The sequence below is a fragment of the Bradyrhizobium canariense genome (genome assembly GCF_019402665.1).
Lineage (GTDB): Bacteria > Pseudomonadota > Alphaproteobacteria > Rhizobiales > Xanthobacteraceae > Bradyrhizobium > Bradyrhizobium canariense.
The window spans coordinates 37,339-59,261 of record NZ_VSST01000048.1 but is presented as its reverse complement, the minus strand read 5'-3'; the positions used below and the strand labels follow the sequence as shown (position 1 = coordinate 59,261).

Here is a 21,923-nt window from a genome sequence, read left to right as displayed (position 1 = left end):
ATGTCTGTTCCGTCTAGCGGTTCCATGCGGCGGCCTGCCGTTTGCGTAGCAACGACAGCATGGTCACCGCCCGATGTAGTCGTACCGCACACATGACTGCGATAGCTTTGATGCGAGACCCAGTGCCCTGGAGCCGGTCGCTCGTAAGAGCCGTTACGATGCTCGGTGCGGGAGAGGCCAGCACCACAAAAGCTTGCGCAATCCAGCGCAATCTCCAGCCAGGGGTACCCTCAGCCATGTTGCGGTAATGCATGATTTGCCGGTCCCACTTGACGTAAAGCTCCTGTAGAGAACTCCGCGCCGGGTGGAATACGATCATCTCAGGCGTGTACCGAAATCGAAGCCCGCAACGTCGTGCGCGCTGTCCCCACTCCATATCCTCCGCAACTTCGATCCCTGCGAAGGGACCTACAAATTCGAAATCGCGGCGGAGCATTGCCATATTGCCGGTGCCGGAATAGCCATGGCGCTCGATGTAGAGTTTGAATCGATAGGCGAAGACGCTCTCATAAGCCGCGATTGCATCGAGGTGGGAATTGGCGCCTTGCCAAATACGGACGTCTCCCCCGAGGACCGTGCCGGCTGGCGATGAATGCAATGAGCGCCATATGCTGCTTAGCCAGTCCGGATGCGCCCTGCAATCGGCGTCGATGAATGCCAGCACCTCGCCGTTTCCGCCGGCTACACCAGTGTTACGAGCCGGACCAGGGCCGGGCTGCACCTCATGCAAGAGCCGTACGCCGGGATGGCGGGCGACGATATCTGTCGGCAAGGTAGTTGAACCGTTGTCAACGACAATGATCTCGAACGCCTCGCGGGGGAGACGCTGCGCCTCGAGACTGGCCAGACAGACGTCAAGGGCGCTGAGCTGATTTAGATGCGGAATAATCACTGAAATCATGACGTTTAATCTCCATTTAATGCGCGCGCCGATCGCGATGTTCGATAATGTGAGGCTGGGATCCGTAGCGGTTTGTATTTAAAGCTTCAATAATGATCCAGATATAACTTGCAATTAAATATGCCGTCAGTATTATATTTATTATTAATTCATTTTCAACCGAGGGGCGTACCGCGTCGCCCGAGATGAGTTTTAAGGGCTGGAGGAACCGATGCGTGCGTCATTCCTGGGCTGTCCCATCGATATCTTGACGATGGCCGAAACGGTCAATCTTGCGCGCCAAGCTATGCGAAGCCGTCAGCGCCTACAGCATGTGGCCCTCAACGTCGCGAAGTTCGTTAGCATGCGGTCTGATCCGATGCTCGCCGCTGACGTCGCTAACAGTGACATTGTCGGCATAGACGGAATGGGTATCGTTTGGGGGGCGCGAGCGCTTGGTCTGCCGGTCACATCGCGTGTCACTGGCGTGGATTTACTAAGCGAACTGCTCGAAGTTTGCGCGCGCGAGGGCTTCCGGCCCTATTTCCTGGGAGCCACAGCTACTGTCTTGCAACAGGCGGTGCAGCGTGTGCGAGACAAGCATCCTTCACTTGTCTTTGCCGGGCTTAAGCATGGTTACTTTACCAGCGAGCAGGAGTGCGATGTCATCTCCGACATCCAATCCGCCGGGGCCGATTGCCTGTTCATCGGTATGCCAACGCCGCGAAAGGAACGTTTCCTCGCCGCCCATCGCGACGAACTCGGGGTACCCTTCATCATGGGTGTCGGTGGCGCGTTCGACGTTCTCGCAGGCGCAGTCCTGCGAGCTCCCGTTCAAATGCAGCAATTTGGTCTGGAGTGGGTGTACCGCATCTATCAGGAGCCCCGGCGCATGTGGTGGCGGTATGCCAGGACGAATACGTTGTTTGCCGGCGTCTTGGCGCAAGCCCTGGTGCAGCAGGCGCTGCGAGGGCATCCCACGGCATATGGTACGCTCCCGCCCGGGGCGGGACGGATCGGAGGGTGAGACGTGCTCAAGCATTTTCTCATCCTGTTGGGAACGAGACCGGAGGCGATCAAGCTATTTCCGATAATCAATCGGCTCAAGGCCGAAAACCGCAAGGACGTCGTCTTCACGGTCTGTGCGACAGCGCAGCACCGTGAGCTGCTCGACCAGGTTCTCAAGCTTGCCAAGGTAGTCCCAAATTTCGATCTCAACGTCATGACGGTCGATCAGACGCTCGAGAACCTCACGGGCCGACTATTGGCGCAGATCGGAGAAGTCCTGGAGAGGGTGAAGCCCACTAGAGTTGTCGTCCAGGGCGACACCACGACTGCGATGACGGGTGCGCTGGCATCGTACTACCGCCGTATTCCGGTCTCCCACGTCGAGGCGGGGCTGCGGAGTGGAGATATTTTCGCGCCTTGGCCTGAGGAGGTGAACCGGAAGATCGTTGGTTCGATTGCGGATCAACATTTCGCGCCGACCGAACGTGCCGCGAGAGCGCTGCGGTCCGAGAACGTCTCAAACGATCGCATTCACGTTACCGGAAACACTGTCATTGATGCGCTGATCTTCGCTAAAGCCATGGTTGACGCCGATCCGCATCTGTCCTCCCGCTGGGATGGGATCAAGAAACGTCACGGCAATCGCCGAATCATCCTTGTCACCTGCCATCGCCGAGAAAATTTCGGCGAGGGAGTTCTCAACATCGCGAATGCATTGCAGACTATCTTGCGCAGGGAGGACGTTGCCGTAGTGCTTCCGGTTCACCCGAACCCGAATGTCCACGACGTGTTCTCAATGCGGCTCGGCGAGCATCCGCGTGTCGCGCTCATTTCCCCTCAAGAGTACACCGATTTTGTGAGTCTCCTGTCACTGTCCCACCTGGTGCTGACTGACTCGGGCGGCGTGCAGGAAGAGGCGCCGACGTTCGGCAAACCGGTCCTTGTGATGCGTGAGACGACCGAACGTCCGGAAGGGGTCGAAGCGGGAACCGCTCGCCTGGTCGGCGCGAACCACGACAGGATCGTCGAAGAGACATTCCGCCTGCTTGACGACGATGAGAGTTATGCCGCCATGGCCCGCTCCCACAATCCTTTTGGCGATGGGCATGCCAGCGAGCGGATCGTGAAGGTGCTTCTCGATGGCTGAGTTTCAGAAAATTTGCGTCATCGGACTTGGTTATATTGGGCTACCGACCTCCGCGCTGATAGCCAGCCGTGGCCTGCAGGTGATTGGCGTGGACACAAAGGAATATGTGGTCAGGACGGTGGGCTCCGGAGCCATTCACATTTCAGAGCCAGACCTCGATGGTCTCGTTTCCAAAGTCGTGTCGAGCGGGGCGTTGACGGTCTCGAGCAAGCCGCAGCCGGCCGACGTCTTCATCATCGCGGTCCCCACGCCTATCGACAGCGACAATCGGCCGGATTTGTCCAACGTGAACGCTGCGGTAGAGACAATCCTGGATTTGCTGGTTCCAGACAATCTCGTCATTCTCGAATCGACCTCGCCGATCGGAACAACTGAAGGTATTGCAAAGCGGATCAGTGATTGCAGGCCGGACCTGAGGATTGGCATCAACGGCAGCGAAGAAGGAGCGGTGTACGTCGCCTACTGCCCTGAGCGCGTATTGCCTGGGCGGATCTTGAGCGAACTCATCAATAACGATCGATGCATCGGCGGGATCACCCCGGCCTGCGCGCGTCGCGCTCAGCGCTTCTACAAGATGTTCGTTCGTGGCGCCTGTGTTGCAACCACCGCGCGCGCCGCCGAGTTGGTTAAGCTGACGGAGAACGCGTTCCGTGACACGAATATTGCGTTTGCCAATGAACTCTCGCTGATTTGCGATAGGTTCGACATCAATGTCTGGGAGGTGATCGATATTGCCAATCGTCACCCGCGCGTGAACGTGTTGCGGCCCGGCCCAGGTGTGGGTGGGCACTGCATCGCAGTCGATCCGTGGTTCATTATCGACTCGGCACCGGACCTCGCGCGCGTAATGCGAACGAGTCGCGAGGTCAACAATGCCAAGACGCGGAGCATTATTGAGCGGGCTGAGGCTCTGATCGACGATCATCCCTATGCCAACGTGGCCTGCTGCGGTCTGACATTCAAAGCGAACGTTGACGATTTGCGTGAGAGCCCGGCGATGGAGATCGCGATACACCTGGCCAAGAAGTACGGAGAGCGTATCAAGGCCGTTGAACCGAATTTGCGGCGGCTACCGCCGGAACTTGCCGAGTACGAAATCGGCTTCTTGAACATCGATGAGGCGCTACGTGTGTGTGAGATCGCCCTTCTCCTGGTCGACCATGACGAGTTCAGGATGATACCGCTCGCCGAGCGTCGTCATCTAGACGTCATCGACACGCGCGGTATTTGGCAGGATATGCCGTTGAGGACGTAGTGCCCGCATGATGCGCGGATAAATTGCGACTAAGACGTTAGCTCGCTGAATAGAGTGGACTGTTGATGCTGGAGTGAGATGCGTGAAGTACATGGGACCGTTTACCGGCGAAAGTGGCCGCACTCTCCGAATTGATGAGCGGAGGCAGAGACATTCTGTGATGGTGAGCGAGGCATCGAACGGCCCGGTTTCGGAGAAACAGGATAACTGGATTGATTGACCTGAAAGGCAAACGCATCCTCGTTACTGGGGGCGCGGGCTTCATCGGCTCGCACATCATCGACTTGCTGTGCGACGAGGGCTGCGTCGAAATCGTAGCACTCGACAACATGCTCACAGGTCGACCGGAAAACCTGCAGCGAGCCCTAGCGCACGGGCCGGTGCGACTTGTCCGTGGCGACATGCGAGACGGCAAGCTGATGGGAGAGTTGGTGAAGGCAACCGATATCGTGTTTCACCAAGCGTCACTGCGCAATTCGCATTGCGAAGCTGAACCACGGCTCGCTATGCGCGTGATGGTGGACGGCACGTTCGATCTGCTCGAGCTCTGTGTGAAGCACGGTGTGGAGAAGATTGTCGCTGCGTCGTCGGCGTCGGTGTACGGCGCGGCCGAGGAGTTGCCCACCACCGAACGGGAAAGTCCCTACCGCAACCGCACCGTCTATGGAGCTGCGAAAGCCTTCAACGAAGGTCTGCTGCGCGCGTACAACGACATATATGGGCTGGACTACATAGCGCTCCGCTACTTCAACGTCTACGGCAGCAGGATGAATATCCACGTGCGCTATACGGACCTACTGATTCGTTGGATGGAGCGGGTGGAAGCGGGGATGCCTCCGATTATCTTTGGCGATGGTCGGCAAACCATGGATCTCGTGCATGTCCGCGACGTAGCACGCGCCAATATCATTGCGGCCAGAGCAAACGTCACCGACGAAGTATTCAACGTGGGTAGCGGCACGGAGACCAGTCTTGCCCAACTGGCTGAATCGCTAACGTCGGCGATGGGGCGACGCAGGTTGACGCCGGAATTCGCGCCGGAGCGCTGGGTCAATCCGGTGCCGCGCTTGCAGGCCTCGACCGGGAAAGCGCAGCGTCTGCTGGATTTCCACGCGACCGTTTCGCTCGAGCAGGGGCTCGCCGAGCTTGCGAGATGGTGGCGTGCTGAACGCGGGCTCGCGGCCGGGCGTCCACGGCAGGAAATAACCTCCTAGAGCGTTTCACGTTTTGACCGAAGCGTATCCGGCATCTGCGAAGTAGTTGCTGCATTCGCGAGGTTGAATGGTGGAGACAGCTCACCGGATGTTGCCAACTATCTCCGAGGGTGCGCTTCTGATCGATGCACATCCATGCTTGATCTTGGTGAAGGCTGCGCGATGGGAGCGAGGTCAGGCGAGTAAGGTGGCGGATACCAGAGTGGCTGCTCGGTAACAACCTATTGCTTTAACGCGAAGGACCACGCCGGATCGGGCATTTTCGCCGTTAGATTAGATCTTGAGCGCATCGATAGCATGGAGGTGTACGCCCTTCACCGCTCTGCCTGATGGATCGTCCATTTTCGCAAACTCCTGAGACCAGCGAAATGCCGTAGGTGTCGAACACGCAATCGAAGGGCCGACAGGTACCGTAAGGCTGGCTGTTGGATTGGTGAATAAGCCGTCAAAGAGCGTTCTGTACAAATATCCTTCCTTGGACGTGGGCGTTTGCTGCGGAAATCGCTCCGCTGCCTGTGCCATCATCTGATCGGAAACCTTTTCCTCTGCGCGGCGCTTCAAGCCGTCGATCCAGGCGTATCCGACACCATCGGAAAATTGTTCCTTTTGCCGCCAGAGGACCTCCTCGGGAAGAAGGTCTCGGAACGCCCCGCGCAATATCCGTTTCTCAATCGCGTTACCTGGGCACATCTTGTCCGCTGGGTCGATCGACATAGCGTAGTCGAGGAAGTCCTTGTCCAGGAACGGAACTCGCGCCTCGATGCCCCAAGCAGCTGTCGCCTTGTTTGCGCGACAGCAATCGTACTTGCTGAGTGCGAACAGTTTGCGCACAGTTTCCTCATGAAAGTCACGCGCCGTCGGGGCCTTGTGAAAATAGAGATAGCCTCCGAATACTTCATCCGCGCCTTCTCCCGATAATACCATCTTGATGCCCATCGACTTTATCTTGCGCGCCATAAGGTACATGGGCGTGCCCGCTCGGATAGACGTGACGTCGAAGGTTTCAAGATGGAGGATGACGTCTTTTAAAGCATCGAGTCCCTCCTGGATCGTAAAGATGATCTCATGATGAACTGTGCCGATATGCACCGCTACCTTGCGTGCAAACGCCATGTCCGGAGAACCTTCGAGGCCGACCGAAAAGGAGTGCAATCTCGGCCACCACGCTTCTTCGGTTTCGCCCGTCTCTATTCTCTTGAACCGGTGCTGTGCCGCGATCGCCGCAATGAGGGAGGAGTCGAGGCCTCCCGATATGAGCACTCCGTACGGAACGTCGCACATCAGTTGCTGTTTAACGGCCGCGTCAAGCGCAGCCCGCAGTTTGGGCAAGGAGACTTTCTCCGTCGGCACGGTGCGGGCCCACTCGGGATCGTACCATTTGACGAATTGTTTTTCGGTGCTGGTATAGTAGTGTCCCGGCGGGAACTCTTGAAGTGTGCTGCATACGCCATCGATAGCCTTCATTTCGCTTGCGACATAGGTCGTGCCATCCGCGCCCCATCCTATGTAGAGAGGAACGATGCCTATGTGGTCGCGTGCCAGAAAGTAGGTCTGCCGTGTTTCATCGAAAAGGGCAAAGGCAAAAATTCCGCTGAGCATTTTGCATAAGTCCGGCCCGTATTCGTCATAAAGATACAGAATGATCTCGCAGTCTGACTTTGTCTTCCATGCGTGGGGCCGCCTCAGCTTCTCGCGCAACGCAATATGGTTATATATCTCGCCATTTACTGCAAGTGCGCGGCCTGCAACTACATCGAGAAGGGGTTGCGCCCCGTGCTCGACGTCTATGATCGAGAGCCGTTCGTGCGCGAGCACAGCGCGATCATGGACGTAAATTCCGCTCCAGTCGGGCCCCCGGTGTCTGATTGTCTTCGCCATCTCTAACGCCAAGACACGCACTGCTTCGAGCGACTCAATAAATTCAAAAATACCGACAAAACCGCACAAAGCAGCCCCCTTCTCTGTGGTCTGACCGTCACCGCGCCGGGAGCCGTGACGATGAATGCCGGCGTTTCGCGGCGCAACTGATTTTGATTGACTTGCGATCGCAGAAACAATTACGTTAAATTTCGGTTTCGTCGTATATTACTCTGATTTATTGCGCCGTCGAGTTATTTAAATGGTGCGGTCGTAAGAAGCTCGCGATTTGAGCGACGGGCGTCCGCTATCGCGAGAGAAGCAAGGCGAGCGCCACCAAGTGCTTGGAAATTGAAAACCTGAGGTGAACGACCCGGCCGTTCCGAAAAATAGCCCGCCGGTTGGCTAGATCGACTTCAATGTCGTGATGGCCGAGTAACAACTGGTCCAGGGGGTAGACTGCTTTGTAGGCCGCCTCTTTAGCGACAAACAGCAGCCGGCCTCGAAAAGGATCTGATCGAAGGTTTGCGCGTTCTCGCGGGGTCGTGACCAGACTTATCAAATCGGCTGGTAGGTCTTCGGCTGGCTCGACATCTATACCCAAGCCGGCGAGATATCGAGAGGCGCTCGCCGCAGCGACCGCGACCCGGGAGTCATGCGCAAGGGAGCCCAAAGATCCCTTTGGCCAGATCGGCACGCCATCGGATGATTTCGGCAGCGCCGCTATTTCTTTTCCCAGGCCGTGGAGGAGGGCGCGTGCAACGATGCGTGCGGCTCCGCTGGCCCGCCGCGCTCGAACCCCATAGCGTTCGAATGAATTTGCTTCCTCTGGCAGTAGCGCGTGCTCATCGCCGATGGCTATTACACGATGCGCAACCGCAATGCTGGGCGATTCGATCTCGTGCAGTGACCGAGCAAACTCCTGATCCTGTGTCATGGCACCCAACCTGACTCTGTGCTCATGGAGAGGATGAGCCCGCAATCGTAGTTTTACTCTCTGTCCCCTGATCGCGTGAGCGGCCGCCTATTACATGCCCAGTGTATCGATGATCGGTCCAACGGGAAAGGGCTCTTGCCAAGAGTGCTGCGGATACGGCATCGTAGGCCCGCGGCGGGCCGGCCCGTTTCGTTGTGCTGACGTGAAAAGCCGAGCCGCTTATGGACTGCAATCGAGACCGAGCCAATGACATCAGTACGGCACGAATCTCCTTGGATGACCGACGAGATAAGGATCTTTCAAAAGACAGTCCGTAAGTTTATCGAGGCGGAGGTCGCGCCTCACCACGCACGTTGGGCCATGCAGGGCCATCCCGATGCGGCGGCTTGGATTAAAGCTGGCGAGATGGGTGTGTTGCTCCCCGACGTACCGATGGAATATGGAGGCGGAGGCGGGACGTTTGCTCATGAGGCCATTGTTGTCGAAGAGATCTCTCGCAGTGGGTTGCACTTTGGCCTCAGCATTCAAAGCATTGTGGCTCACTACATTCTTGCATACGGTAGCGAAGAGCAGAAGCACCGCTGGCTTCCACGGATGGCATGCGGTGAACTCGTCGGAGCCGTCGGGTTAACAGAGTCTCACTCCGGCTCTGACCTACAGGCGATCAGGACGACCGCCAGAAATGGTGGCGGTCACTACGTGGTCAACGGCTCCAAGACATTCATCTCGAATGGATGGCAAGCAGGCCTCGTCTGCCTCGCCGTACGAACCGATTCCAAGGCCGCCGGTCCGCGGGCGCTTTCGTTGTTGGTGCTCGAGACGAGGGATTTGCCAGGCTACCGAGTTAACCGCCCGCTTGAGAAAATCGGCCGACATGCGCAAGATACCTGCGAACTGTTCTTCAATGACGTGCTCGTGCCTGCCGAAAATCTGCTGGGTCCAGGCGAGGGCCGTGGGTTGTTTCAGATGATGGATCAGTTCCGCTACGAACGACTATCGATCGGTCTCAGCGCAGTTGCCACGGCGGAGCGCGCTCTGGAACTCACCGCGAATTACGTCAAGGAGCGACATGCATTCGGTAAGCCTCTGCTAGACCTGCAAAATACGCGTTTCAAACTCGCGGAATGTAAGACTGAGGCGCACATCGCTCGCACGTTTGTGGACGATTGCATCCAGAAATTTATCGATGGCCGGTTCGATTCCGTTACGGCTGCGATGGCGAAGTACTGGCTTACCGAATGTCAGTGGCGGGTACTTGATGAATGCGTTCAGCTGCACGGCGGGTATGGGTATATGCAGGAGTCTCCCATCGCGCGTATGTGGGCGGACAGTCGGGTGCAGCGCATCTACGGCGGCGCTAATGAGGTTTTGAAAGAAGTTATAAGCTCCTCAATCTGAGCCTCGCATCCGCGGTGTTGCTGGTCGTAACCAGCAGCCAGCGACATTGTGGCCTTGAGAGTTCAAACGTTGAAACGCGGCCGCTCACACAGGGTGAGTGACACCCAATTTCATACCGCGATCGCAAATTGCAGATAGAAAGGGACGATCCGCAATCAAGATACTTTGCCAGTTGCGAGATCCGCGCACCAAATCTGCTCGAGTCTTTGCTGTAAGCATGCGGCTAGGACGCTCACGTTTTGCCCAAGCAGCAGATCATTTACTTCGAAGTTATCGAGACGGTGCTCCTGTAACGTTCCGGCCAATGATTTCCACAGGTGAGATCGATGCCAACGGTCTGCCGTGACGAAGAGATCGATATGTCCGGTGTAGGGTCGCGGCGTGTAGTTGCGGACTGCCGCGACAGTTGCGCTCTCTACCCGGCGCCTCGCGGCCAGCGCTGGGAAGCCAGCGATCGCTTGGGCCTTTCGCCGTTCGGCTCGCAGCTGCAACCTGCGCGTAAACCCACCTGGCGTGAGCGCACTCGTGTATCCGGAGAAACGGACCCACGCCAATGACGCTCGTCCGAACATCGTAGGAAACGGGCTGCCGATGAGCGCTAGTAGCGCCACCTCCTGACCCGCGGCGATGAGTTGTTGCGCTACCTCGTAGGCGAGGGCTCCGCCCGCGCAGTGCCCGATTAAGAGGTACGGTCCGTGCGGCCGGTAGCTGCGTATCTGTTCGATCTCGCGACGTGCCAGGGCCTCTAGAGACCTGACGGGATCCGAGCCGTCCAAGCCCGGCGGCTGCACGCCGATCACGGGCTGCTCTATGGGCAGGCAACGTGCCAAGGGTAGGATGCAGAAGACGTCGGCACCGTGGCCCGACACCGCGAAAATCGGTGGCCGACATCCCTCCGGCTTGATCGGCACGATTGCCGATGGGCCGCTCTTCAGCGCCTCCGCCCTCTGGAGGAAAGCTATGATCTCTTGCTTGCGGCCGGACAGCGCCTCCCGCAGGTTCGCGTCGAGCGCACCGGTCGGAGCGCTGCATTTGAGTCGCGAATTCTCGATCCACAATCTGACGTCCCGGGCGCGAAGAGCCGAAAGAAGGGCGGTGGTATCCATCACAGATCGAACTCCTCACGTGCTCCCAACGAGGATCTCGAAGGGATGCGGTTGCTCGTCACTACGAGCATGTCGATAGCTTCCGAAAGTCCGGCAATCGTTGGACGTTCGAACAAGGTTGCGAGTTCGATGTTGACATCGAAGGCAGCACGAAGCCGTGCGACAAGCCCCGTCGCCGTCATGGATTGGCCTCCGAGGTGGAAAAAATCATCATGGATACCGATAAGATCGAGGCGGAGTAGCTCGCTCCACATCGCGGCAATTATCTGCTCCGTTGCTGTCCTGGGTGGCCCGCCTATGCCGGTGCTCGTACCGGATGGAACTGGCAGTGCCTTCCGGTCGACCTTTCCGTTGGAGGTGAGTGGTAACTTGTCCAGGAACACAAAGCGCGCCGGGATCATGTATTCCGGAAGCTTGGCCCGTAGGAATGTTCGCAGCTCATCCCCGTCGGATCGCCAGCCATTTCGCGACACTGCGTAGCCCACCAGCTGCTTGTTTCCCGGCTCGTCCTCGCGGGCCAGAACGACGCAAGCCTGAACGTCCGGCGCCGCCGCGAGGTTTGCTTCAATCTCGCCAAGTTCGATGCGATAGCCGCGAATCTTGACTTGATCGTCCGCGCGGCCAAGATACTCGAGGGTCCCATCATTGCGGAATCGGGCCAAGTCTCCACTCTTGTAGAGGCGTGCGCCCGGTACACCGCTGAAACCATCTGGCAGGAATCGCTCAGCAGTAAGCTCTGGCCTGTTCAAGTATCCGCGGCCTACGCCGACGCCCCCGATGAACAGTTCGCCGGTCACGCCCGGCGCCGCCGGGCGCATGTTCTCGTCTAGCACGTACAATTGCGTGTTCGCGATTGGCCGCCCTATGGAAACAGACCCGCTGTATGGGTCCGAAGCCCGCACTTCGTGAACACAGCAACCGACGACCGTTTCCGTCGGACCATACTCATTGAACAAGCGCGTCAATGGTGCATGGTCACGCCAAAGCCGAAGGGTTTCGGCAACCAGGTTTTCGCCCCCGATCACGAACGCTCTCGCAACGCCCGATGCTTGTCCGGCGTCAATCTGAGAGGTGAGCAGTTCGAGGTGAGCCGGCGTAATCTTGACGAGCCCATGGTTGCGGGCATTCAGAAGTGCAAATAGCAGGCTCTGCGCGGCGACACCCTCCGGCAGTAACTCTACTTTGCCGCCTCCGAGCAGAGTGGTGTAAAGGCTCGTAACCGTCAAATCGAAGGAGATCGAGGTATGAACCGGAACCGCCTCTCCAGGCTGTACAGCGTAGGCGCCTTTCGCCCAATACAGGTAGTTTACCAAGCCGCGATGCACGATCATGGCTCCCTTCGGCTTGCCCGTGGAGCCTGAGGTATACATGATGTAAGCGAGATTTGAGGGGCAGGCATCCGTCGCCGGATTGTCAGCAGACTCCTGTCTGAACATTGGCAGGTCCGCATCGATGCAGACGAGCTTATCGCCCCAGGAAGAAAGGAACGGGAGGCCTCTCTTATCCGTCAGAAGCAGAAGCGGCTGGGCGTCGTCGATCATGAAGGACAGCCGCTCTGTCGGATAAGAGGGATCCAACGGGACGTAAGCCCCTCCGGCTTTCCAGACGGCCAATAACGCCATCACCAATTCCGGTGAGCGCTCCAGGCAAACCCCCACCAATGCGTCAGGACCAACGCCCCGCCGGCGAAGATAGTGGGCGATCTTGTTCGCCCCCTCGTTCAGCTCTCGATAGCTGAGCTCGCGTTTGCCGAAGATGATCGCGACGGCCTCAGGATCGAGGCCGACCTGAAGCTCAAATAGCTCGTGCGTGCAGACCTGCGGGAAGTCGGCATCTGTGTCGTTCCACCGGCGTAGTTGCGCCCGCTCGTGCTCGGTTAAGGAATCCCAGGGGTCGGAGCGGTGCTGCTCCGAACGGTTTGTTATGATTTCCGTCAAAGACACAGATTGCCTCCCGACCGCCTAAGGGTGTCAAAAAAGAGGGTTTGGAACGGATCTTTTACCAGCCGAGCTCCTCGGGAATTAATCCGAGACTATAATAACGCGCGATTTAAATATCGTAACCTTTGTGTGTTTAAATCGGCAAGCATTATATTTTCAGGGTCGAAAGATGTTATTTGTTGTACAAGGAAAGCAATACTCTAGGATAAGTGGCGTCGGCGGCGCCCTGAGCGCCTCGGGGCCGCACGGTGGCCTCGAGACTATGAGGGTCACCGTAGAAAGGGGCGGGTGCTGTACGATGAGGCGACCCCAATTCAGGCGTGACGTGAAAATTGCTGTAAGCTCAATCTATTACATTTTACGGGGTGCGTTCCGCTGTTTTCGTGGTCTCGCAGGACGACCGCCCACGGAGCGGCTCACCGTCCTCTATTACCACGGTATCTCGCCCCAGGAGCGGAGCGGTTTTGCACGCCAGATGAACCGCCTGAGTCGCGGAGTCCACGTGGTCCCGGCATCATACCGGGGGAAGCTGCCCCAAGGAGGAAAATGCGTTGCAATCACTTTTGACGACGCCTTTATCAGTGTTGCCGCGAATGCTCTTCCAGAGCTGACCAGGCATTCATTTCACTCAACGATATTCGTTCCGGTGGGGTGGATTGGCCAAACTCCGGCATGGGCAATGACGGGCGACGACGCTGCCCACGGGGAGGTTGTCAATTCCAAGCTGACGGACCGGGTTATGTCATTCGAGCAATTGAAAGCGCTACCAGCCTCGCTAGTCTCACTCGGCTCCCATAGTCTAAGTCATTCTTCGATCATAGAACTAGACACCGAGCAGGCGCGAGCGGAAATCGAAGACTCGCGCCAGCAATTGGCGCAATTGAGCGGTCGCGAGATTGTCGAGTTTTCGTTCCCCTACGGCGAGCATGATCAGTCGGCGGTCGCAATGTGCGGGGCGGCGGGTTACAATTTTGCATACTCGATCGCGCCCCAAGAGATCGATACAACGACTTCTGACCTTTTGAGAGGACGGACAAAGGTTGATCCATCCGATGGGCCGCTTGAGTTCTTTCTGAAGTTCAGCGGCGCATACCAATGGACCAGCTACACGGCGCCGTGGACGAAAGCGTTGAGGTCCTTGTTCGGAAAACAAGCGCCGAGGATCCGCCATCTCGCTGAGGCGGCATTTCAGGGCCGGCGATCTGCGCATCCCGATCACGGGTGACTATCGCTCGTTCTTTATTCGTGGAACGTTGGCCGGCCTGTCTCTCCCTTCAGTCCCGCGATTAGTCCTTCGAGGGCTGCTCTGAAATTATTGGGAGACAGAACAAAAAGGTAACTGGCCGCGTGCACGCATCCGAAAAGCAATGCGAAGGGCAAATAACGGCGCCAATACATGCCAACGAAGTGCAGGTTGTTGCGGCTTTCGAGATAAACGGAAAGGCGCGATCGTTCGGCACGTAGTCTGGATGATCCGATCGTCGTCCCGCCGCTGTGAGGAATGATGGAAGCAGGCGCGTACCCCAAGCCGAATTTCTTGGCGCGAATAGACCAGTCAGCATCCTCGTAAAACAAGAAGAATCTCTCGTCCATTGGACCGATCTTTTCGAGGCATGCTCGTGTGACATACATCGATCCACCCGCGATGCAATCGAGAGCGCGCTCGATCGCCTCGAGGTCTATCGGCGCGTTGACCGGCTCCCCGAGGCCAATAAGGGAAAAGCTAGACCGAAGCTTGCGCCAGTGGTGACCGGCGCGACAGTGAACAAAATCCCGGTTAGCAGATGACACGATCGTGCTGCCGACCATGCCTTTGTTCGCCACGGCGGCGCGCTCAACTAAAGTCTGCAAAGCGCGAGGCTCCGGTTCTGAGTCGGGGTTGAGGACCCAGAGTCCAGTCCACTCCGGCCTTGGGAGGAGCCTATCGATCCAGACGTTGATGCCGCCAGCATAACCAAGATTCTGCTCGGCGCAGCCGATCCATACTCGCGAGCGGCGAGTTTTGAGGGTGAGGCGCTTCACCTCAACCAGCCGACCGGAGGCAGCAACCAGCGGGTCCGTCAAGTCGTCCGAGTCGGCATTGCATGGAGCTTCCGGATCCGTCAATATCTCGCAGAGCTCTTGAAACGAAGCATACCCGCCATTCTCGCATACAAAAACGTCGAAGCCAGGGGCTTCGGTCGAACGGGAGAGCGCGGCGAGGCACGCCCGTACATCCTGCGGATTACGAAAGCTTACAATCAGAACCGCTACCCGAACCGGATCTGCGTCGATCACGCGCGAGCCTCCGACTGCATCCATACTGACAATCCAATCCCGGACTTCAATAGAGGAGGTGTCGCACAGAAGTACGCAACCGCAAAGGCCCTCCGTAGTTGCCACCCGCGGATTTTATCCCGCAGTCAAGCAGAGGCGAATCTTGCAAGTGGCGCAGCAGGTGATCTTTTGCTTCTTCCGGTTCGGGCAAGCCACGAGAAAGTGGCGAAGTATCAGGCTCTGGATGAACGACAGCAGGGCCGTTCCCCCGCAACCAATTGAACAGCGCGTGCTGTTCGTTCAAGGAGCCGCTTTGAATGAAAGCTCGTCGACGCCATCATTGGTGCAAGAGGCCTGAGATGCAAAAGGGCGAGCAGGTTCGAACATGCGGGCAAGTCACTGAAGGATGCCCCCGAGCCGGATCCGGCCGAAATTCGAAACTAGCCGCATGCCGGCACCGCAAAATTGTCGCGGCTACAAATGTAGCCGGAGATTCGCGCCATCAATAATGGATGGCGCTTGATTAAATAATTAATCGTCTTATAATCTGAATATATAATGAAAAAAATGAAATCCAATGGAATCGGTTATTTTGGTTGTTGTTTGCAGTTGCCGGCCGGCGTTGCAGGGCCTGCGTAGATCTCTCGTTCCATTCCTCCGGGAATCTTTGCGGGAAGGTTGGCTCGTTAGGCTGGGGGCACACAGCCCCTTCTACAGAGAGGGTCCTGGATCCCGACGGCACGCGCAACGCAGACCGCCGCCAGTCAGAGTTCTCGGTTTCGCGGAACAACTCTTGGGTCAGATAGATCATGCCTGAACACAAGGCCGAGCCCAGAGCAAGGACGGTTAGCTTCCTTTTGCCGGGGAGCGGAAACGCGCCCGTCGGCGGCTTTAAAGTGGCGTATGAGTATGCGAACGGTCTGGCACGGCGCGGTTGGAAAGTGAGAGTGGTCCACCCCCACATTCTGACCATGGAAGAGATCGAAGAATTACGGACCGACCTTGTCGGCCGCGGACGGCGGTGGCTCGGCTACCAACGTCGCAGAATCACGGGAAAGTACCGTCCAGATAGGTGGTTTGAGATCGGTCCAGGGGTGGAGCTTATTTGCTCTCAAACGCCCCATCCGAGCTGCATGCCAGCATCAGATGTTTGGGTGGCTACCTACTGGTACACGGCTAAGTGGGTAGCAACCTATCCTGGTGCTCGCGCCTATCTGATCCAACATTTGGAAACTTGGTCCGCCGCAGAGGCGGATGTCATCGCCACCTGGAAACTTCCTCTGCAAAAGGTGGTCATCTCTCGATGGCTTGAAGAAGTCGCGCAATCGCTCGGTGAGTCGGCTCAGTATATCCCGAATGGTCTGAACTTCCGGACATTTGGGCTGGACGTTGCGCCGGAGGAGCGCGATCCGAATACGGTCGCAATGCTTTATCACATGTCGGATTGGAAAGGGTCATCTGATGGCCTCGCCGCTCTTCGTAAGGTCAAACAAAAAGTGCCAGAACTGAAGGCGATAATCTTTGGAATTTTTCCTCCTCCTGCCGGCCTGCCGAACTGGGTCGAGTACCATCATAACCCGGCTCAGGCGGAGCTGCGCGGGATTTACAACCGAGCCGCGATCTTTGTGGCCCCGAGCTGGACAGAAGGATGGCCGCTTCCACCCGCTGAGGCTCTCCAGTGCGGCTCGGCGTTGGCCGCAACGGACATCGGGGGCCACCACGAATATGCGCGGGACAGGGAAACGGCGCTTTTGAGCTCGCCGAAAGATCCTGATGCGTTGGCGGCGAACATTGTGGAAATGGTGCAAAGCCGAGAGCTGAGGTTGCGATTGGCTCGGCAGGGGCATTCGCATATTCAACAATTTACATGGGACCGGGCGGTGATGAGCTTCGAATCCGTTCTGGAGGACGCGCTGAGCAAGCGCGCGACCAATGCCGGACGCGAACGCCGGTGAGCAGCTGCTTTGCGGAGAGGCAAAAGGAATTGCGTCGCGGGAGCGCTCGCTGGAAAAATTGGACAGGCGGACTCTAATGAATTTGCCCCAGTTGCAGATTGCCGCCACACCTGCGCGTGTGGCGGATCCCTCAGCGGGAGATCGCAGCGTAAGCGGTTTGTTTTTCAGCAACACGATTTTGAACTACGTCGGACAAGGTCTGATCCTGATACTGACCCTTGCCACCACGCCCTATACCGTTCGTCGCCTCGGTCCGGAGCTCTTTGGGATAGTGGCTCTCGTTCAAGTCATCGCGGGTTTTGGCAGTCTGCTGAACCTCGGGATTGGACGTGCCCTGACAAAATACGTATCCGAGCTCTACTGGAAGGGCGAATTCCAGACGATCGGTCAACTATTTCAGACGGCTTGGGCTACATGTTTGGTGGCGGGCCTAATCGGACTGATTGTATTAATCGTACCAAGACAACTCATTGGGGGGCTCTTTTTTCGCGGCGGACCGGACGTTGATGCTGTAGCCAGCTTTGCCATTTATTTGGCCGCCCTTGGCCTGTTCACCACGATGCTCCTGGAAGCGATCTCGTCCCTCCCGATCGCGGTGCAGCGGTTTGGAGTCCTTAATGCGATCAATGTCATGGTCGGCGCGGTGAGGTGTCTAGGACCGGTTGCGGTGCTCGCTTGCGGGTATTCAATCAGGGCGGTTCTCGTCGTAATTCTCGCGTCGAATCTTTTGGCGGTGGGCGCTTTTGCGTTTGCCAGCAAAAGCTTCATACCGGGCTTGAGCTTTGTGCCGAGGTTTAGTTCGTCGGCCTTCCGCAGGCTACTCAGTCTTTCTCTTCCGCTGTTCTTATCCGCGATATTCTCTCTGATCGTCGCCAAGGTCGATCGTCTAATCCTGGCGTACTATCTGCCGCTCGCTGCCGTCACGTACTATACGCTGCCTTCTCTGATTTCCGACAAAGCATCTGCCAGTGCGGCGAACATAACTTCGGTGGTATTTCCCTTCACGAGTGAACTGCACTCTATGGGCGCTCACGACAAAATCCATGAGCTGTATCTTCGCTCGACCAAAATCCTTACACTTATCACTTTGCCTTTCACTGTCATTCTGCTGAGCTTGCCAGGCCCAATACTCCAGCTGTGGCTCGGCAGCGAATATGCCGAGCAAGGAGCTGTCGTTCTTCGCGCACTGGGAGCTGCAACCTTCTTGAGCGCCATCAGCGGGGTGGCTACTGTGACTTCCTTGGGCGTCGGCCAGGCCTGGGTACCGGCGATTTTTGCATTCTCCTCATCAGGTGTCACGCTCCTCGCAAACTTGGTGCTTGTTCCTGCGTACGGCATCAACGGTGCTGCGTTTGCTGCGCTGGTGCCTCAGATGTTAGTGGTTCCACTGTTCGTATTTACGATTACGCGCATGATTGGAGCTTCGCATTGGGAACTTGTCTCTCACGGTTTTCTACGACCTCTGATCTGTGCCACGGTTCAACTTGCTATGCTGTTCTATTTTCGTCCCTACGCAAATAGTCTTGGCAACTTAGCAATCTTGTGCATCGTGTCTCTTTGCACGTATGGCGCACTCAGCTTGTTTTGGGCGACTACACAGCAGGAAAGAGCTGCTCTGTTGCGTCTGCTTCCGTCAGTGGATCGGTTGAAGTTTGCCCGGCTTGGCTAAGATTGCTCGGGTGGTGTGTAAAGATGAAGGTTGTGGAGGATCAACCCGGGAGGGCCGCGTGCCATTTGCGTCCGAACGCTGTGTCGGCCGGACAGGCAGGCTTGAGGCGCCAAAGCGGAATTATCGATGCGTCCATAGCTCCCTTGGAAAGTGAGCCGCTCCTCGGATCCGTTCCCAGGCGCACAAGCGTCCGTCGGTGGCCTCTTCATCGGCGCGGGAATGCCAAAAATGACGAAGGGTAGTCTTGCGAGAACGCTAGCTGTGATCGGAGCCACAAGTTTACTGTGGTCCATCATCGGCGGTAACCGTTCGTTCGGATCCACCTACTATGTTTCAGCGGAGGGCGCAGATTCACACGATGGTATCACTAAGAGTACCGCCTGGCTGCATGCACCTGGTATGCCGGATTGCAGTGCGACCTGCGCGACGACCATTCCGAAACCAGGTGACCGTTTCCTGTTTCGCGGCCGAGAGACATGGCATGCCGCTAATGGTCTCGTTCAAGGAATCCCGTGGGTCTGGACCTGGAGCGGAACCAGCCGGGATCACATCTACATAGGAGTAGACCACACTTGGTTCAGTGGCCCATCCTGGAGTCGTCCTGTTCTCGATATGGACAATCCCTTGAGCACAGATCGACCCGAAAGCTGCGCTTATGACGACTCTGACATCACTGCCCTGACTCTCAAGAATGTACATCACGTCGACTTTGACGGCTTCGAGTTTACGGGAAAATGCTGGGGCGCAGTACCTCGCGGAGCGTCGATCTTTCGCAGCGGTTCCTCCATCACGATTTCAAATTCCTATTTTCATGGATGGACGATGGCTACGCATGCCGGCGATGATACGCACTATATGATTTTGGGTGCGGGAAGTGGCATTACGGACAACGTGGTCGTTTCCAACATCTTTGATGGATCAGATTCCTCGTTGGGCACCACGTCAAAAAGGTCCAGCGGTTTTGGAATCTACGCCGAATGCTACGACGTTCACAACAATGTCTTTCGCCGCCTCTCGAACGGGGCCGTCTGTTCGAATCCGACATACGTGCACGACAATCTGTTTGAATTCTTGTACAATCCTGTCGAGCGCCATTTCGCTCACGGCAACGTCGTGGAGTCCCTTGGAGGTCTCGCGGAGGGAAGAACATATTTTTACAACAACGTCATTCGTCATACCAACGAGGGAGTGACGATCTGGTTGCAGGGCTCGGTCCTATACGTCTTCAATAACGTCTTCTCTGACATAGACAATCCGATGAACTGCTTGATGCAGAATCCGCCGGGCTTCAGCGCGGGAGTTGGATCCGCAACTTCTCACGTTTACAATAACACGTTCGAGTCGCCCTGCCATATTCACTTCAATGGCGCCAACAGCACCACGCCTTCCTGGTCCGGACCGGTGCATTTTGCAAACAATCATCTGGTCGGATATTCAAGCCTGAGCGCTGGTGTAGACTGTCGCGCCGCGGCGCGCTGCGACTTCCATGATGAAGGCGGTAATATCCTTCAAACCAAATCCCAGGCGGACTTTGAAGGCTATACTACCGCGGGTAGCTACCTTGCAGTTGCAGGAAGTACAATCGGTCGCGGCCTCAATCTTTCCCTTGTATGCCAGTCAGCTCCCGCACTCTGCGGTACCACAACCTTGGGTGTCCTTGACGGATCTGAAAAAGTTGTAGCTCATCCCGCGAATCCTGTCCGTTCACGACCGACCGTTGGTCCCTGGAATGCCGGTGCCTATTGACCGATGTCCAGAATTTTCAGTTCACAACCCGTGGACGCGCGGCATTTGGTTCATCCGGCCAGCCCATGCAGATCGATGCACCGCTGCTTCTTCCAAGTGCATTGGCCTGTGACATCGGGGTTCGAGCCACCCAGCAAAATTGGGTGTGTCACGCTACAAAGTGCTGGAAAGTGTTGCGCTCATCGAGCGCGATGGCCTTGTACAGATTCGAGTTCTGGTCGATCGCCGAGCAACATCGGATAGGATCGGGTGTTAAGGCGTAGCTCCTGAAGTGATACGCGGATGCCAAGGCAGACGCCCCAGAACAGCCAAACGTTGTTCCAATAATGCACCGTCAAACCGACGAACATCAGCACGACAAGCGTCAAGGTAAACCCGGTACGCAGGTCGCGGATGAAGGGATCGCTGGAGCATCGTACGGAGTTCGAGCCGCCGCTGAAGAATGATGTGACGTTGGCCGTCAAAAGAAGGGCAATCGAAGGAAGGCCAAACCGAAGCGCCATCACGAGCCAGGTGGAGTCGACTGATACATTGCCAAAGAAGTCCTCAACGGGCGCGTATTGATTGAAGCCATATCCGAAGTAAGGAGACGCGCCGATATAAAAGAAGGAGCTGTCCCAAGTGGCGACACGGAAGTATCCGGTGGATGGATCAAGAGTGAGATTTGCGATGATCCACGAGACCGGCCGGCTGGCCGCGAAAGATACGGCAACCAGAAGGGCACTGATGCCTGCCACTAGGGCCTGCCAACGCCAGCGCCATGAATGCAAAATACTGTCATAAAGACCGACAAGAACTGCAATGACGAAGGACATGAGTGGCGCGGACGACATTGCCAGCAGACATCCGAAGAAGCACAAGCCTCCGTAGAAAATTCGACCGAGAAAGCTTCGTTCCGAATACAAGAAGATGGTGCCCGTACTGGCACAGAACGTGCCGTACAATATCGGATGAGGAAACGTTGAGAACGAACGCAACCAGCCATATCTGTACTCGTAACCTGAAATTGTTAAGCCAAATAGTGCAGCGCCGATATGGTAGTGAAGCAGCTGTTCAAGGATTGCCAAGCCGATGACCATGATGGAGATGGCTTTGAGCGCTCGAACGAATGTTCCGAGTGCGGGGCGTCCATGGAAATAAGCGCGGGCAACCAAATAGCCGCCACCGAATTCGAATATCAGCGCGGCTGTCGACGACCATGATTCGTCGGTCTGGGAGACAGCTAGGAACATCCAGGCCATGGCCAAGCAAACAAACAAGTCCGATGCGGCGAGGTGTCGCCCTTTTCGAACGAGTTCGGCCAGCCCGGGAAGCATCAGGAGGCAAATAACTAATCGGGCGGGTGTAAACTTCGCACCGGCCAGGAAAAACGTCATATTGGATGGCAGGGCAATACCGATCAGTACGATCCACGCAACAAAGCCGCGCGACGCGACCGATCGCCCGGGATCATGGGCCGGAACGACGACTCCCTGCGCCGGCGGACGCCTCGCAAAGCTGACTCCGTAAGTGCTCTGGACAGCCAATCCGCTCCCCTCGAAAAAATGTCGTGATT

The 21,923-nt window shown here is 56.9% G+C and carries 16 protein-coding genes; 9 read left to right on the top strand and 7 right to left on the bottom strand.

Translation table 11 applies throughout. The features are described 5' to 3' along the window. Positions 1-13 precede the first annotated feature (13 nt). Positions 14-901 carry a glycosyltransferase gene (locus FXB41_RS25210; protein WP_219683585.1) on the bottom strand — a complete coding sequence of 296 codons (888 nt, stop codon included), beginning with the start codon at positions 899-901 and terminating at the stop codon, positions 14-16. 211 nt (positions 902-1,112) lie between these two features. Here FXB41_RS25210 and FXB41_RS25205 point away from each other — a divergent pair, with 211 nt between their 5' ends. The 4 genes from FXB41_RS25205 to FXB41_RS25190 all read left to right on the top strand — a co-directional run bounded on the left by FXB41_RS25205 (position 1,113) and on the right by FXB41_RS25190 (position 5,504). After that, the gene (locus tag FXB41_RS25205; protein WP_219683584.1) at positions 1,113-1,907 is read left to right on the top strand and encodes a WecB/TagA/CpsF family glycosyltransferase; all 795 of its coding nucleotides are present in this window, start codon (positions 1,113-1,115) and stop codon (positions 1,905-1,907) included. Between the two features lie 3 nt (positions 1,908-1,910). After that, a complete protein-coding gene (wecB, locus tag FXB41_RS25200; protein ID WP_219683583.1) occupies positions 1,911-3,035 on the top strand; it encodes a non-hydrolyzing UDP-N-acetylglucosamine 2-epimerase in 1,125 nt (374 codons plus the stop codon). Further along, the gene (gene wecC / locus FXB41_RS25195) at positions 3,028-4,290 is read left to right on the top strand and encodes a UDP-N-acetyl-D-mannosamine dehydrogenase (RefSeq protein ID WP_219683582.1); all 1,263 of its coding nucleotides are present in this window, start codon (positions 3,028-3,030) and stop codon (positions 4,288-4,290) included. The genes wecB and wecC overlap by 8 nt, the downstream gene beginning before the upstream one ends. A gap of 221 nt (positions 4,291-4,511) precedes the next feature. Beyond that, a complete protein-coding gene (locus FXB41_RS25190; protein ID WP_219683607.1) occupies positions 4,512-5,504 on the top strand; it encodes an NAD-dependent epimerase/dehydratase family protein in 993 nt (330 codons plus the stop codon). 273 nt (positions 5,505-5,777) lie between these two features. On the opposite strand, the gene asnB is transcribed toward FXB41_RS25190, so the two are convergent. Both asnB and FXB41_RS25180 read right to left on the bottom strand, forming a co-directional pair. After that, a complete protein-coding gene (gene asnB / locus FXB41_RS25185; RefSeq protein WP_219683581.1) occupies positions 5,778-7,451 on the bottom strand; it encodes an asparagine synthase B in 1,674 nt (557 codons plus the stop codon). A gap of 217 nt (positions 7,452-7,668) precedes the next feature. Next, positions 7,669-8,298, bottom strand: coding sequence for a 4'-phosphopantetheinyl transferase superfamily protein (locus FXB41_RS25180; protein WP_219683580.1), 630 nt, complete (start codon positions 8,296-8,298; stop codon positions 7,669-7,671). Positions 8,299-8,574: 276 nt separating this feature from the next. Here FXB41_RS25180 and FXB41_RS25175 point away from each other — a divergent pair, with 276 nt between their 5' ends. Further along, positions 8,575-9,696 (top strand): acyl-CoA dehydrogenase family protein, encoded by a 1,122-nt coding sequence (locus tag FXB41_RS25175; protein ID WP_219683579.1) that lies wholly within the window; start codon positions 8,575-8,577, stop codon positions 9,694-9,696. Positions 9,697-9,851: 155 nt separating this feature from the next. On the opposite strand, the gene FXB41_RS25170 is transcribed toward FXB41_RS25175, so the two are convergent. Beyond that, entirely contained in the window at positions 9,852-10,802 is a 951-nt protein-coding gene (locus FXB41_RS25170) for an alpha/beta fold hydrolase (RefSeq protein WP_219683578.1), read from the bottom strand. Then, positions 10,802-12,745: a non-ribosomal peptide synthetase gene (locus FXB41_RS25165; protein ID WP_219683577.1), complete on the bottom strand. Its 1,944-nt coding sequence runs from the start codon at positions 12,743-12,745 to the stop codon at positions 10,802-10,804. The genes FXB41_RS25170 and FXB41_RS25165 overlap by 1 nt, the downstream gene beginning before the upstream one ends. A gap of 499 nt (positions 12,746-13,244) precedes the next feature. On the opposite strand from FXB41_RS25165, the gene FXB41_RS25160 reads away from it, so the two are divergent. After that, positions 13,245-13,967 carry a polysaccharide deacetylase family protein gene (locus FXB41_RS25160; RefSeq protein ID WP_219683576.1) on the top strand — a complete coding sequence of 241 codons (723 nt, stop codon included), beginning with the start codon at positions 13,245-13,247 and terminating at the stop codon, positions 13,965-13,967. Positions 13,968-13,981: 14 nt separating this feature from the next. Here the strand turns inward: FXB41_RS25160 and FXB41_RS25155 are convergent, their stop codons facing one another. Next, positions 13,982-15,019, bottom strand: coding sequence for a glycosyltransferase family 2 protein (locus FXB41_RS25155; RefSeq protein ID WP_311985887.1), 1,038 nt, complete (start codon positions 15,017-15,019; stop codon positions 13,982-13,984). A 788-nt stretch (positions 15,020-15,807) separates the two neighbouring features. Between FXB41_RS25155 and FXB41_RS25150 the strand changes: the two genes are divergently transcribed. From FXB41_RS25150 to FXB41_RS25140, 3 genes are all read left to right on the top strand, one after another. Then, on the top strand, positions 15,808-16,953 hold the full coding sequence (locus FXB41_RS25150) for a glycosyltransferase family 4 protein (RefSeq protein WP_219683574.1): 1,146 nt from the start codon (positions 15,808-15,810) through the stop codon (positions 16,951-16,953). Continuing rightward, entirely contained in the window at positions 16,931-18,622 is a 1,692-nt protein-coding gene (locus FXB41_RS25145; RefSeq protein ID WP_219683573.1) for a flippase, read from the top strand. The genes FXB41_RS25150 and FXB41_RS25145 overlap by 23 nt, the downstream gene beginning before the upstream one ends. 228 nt (positions 18,623-18,850) lie before the next feature. Next, positions 18,851-20,368 (top strand): hypothetical protein, encoded by a 1,518-nt coding sequence (locus tag FXB41_RS25140; RefSeq protein WP_219683572.1) that lies wholly within the window; start codon positions 18,851-18,853, stop codon positions 20,366-20,368. Between the two features lie 179 nt (positions 20,369-20,547). Here FXB41_RS25140 and FXB41_RS25135 read toward each other — a convergent pair whose 3' ends face one another. Next, on the bottom strand, positions 20,548-21,894 hold the full coding sequence (locus tag FXB41_RS25135) for an O-antigen ligase family protein (protein WP_219683571.1): 1,347 nt from the start codon (positions 21,892-21,894) through the stop codon (positions 20,548-20,550). Positions 21,895-21,923 lie beyond the last annotated feature (29 nt).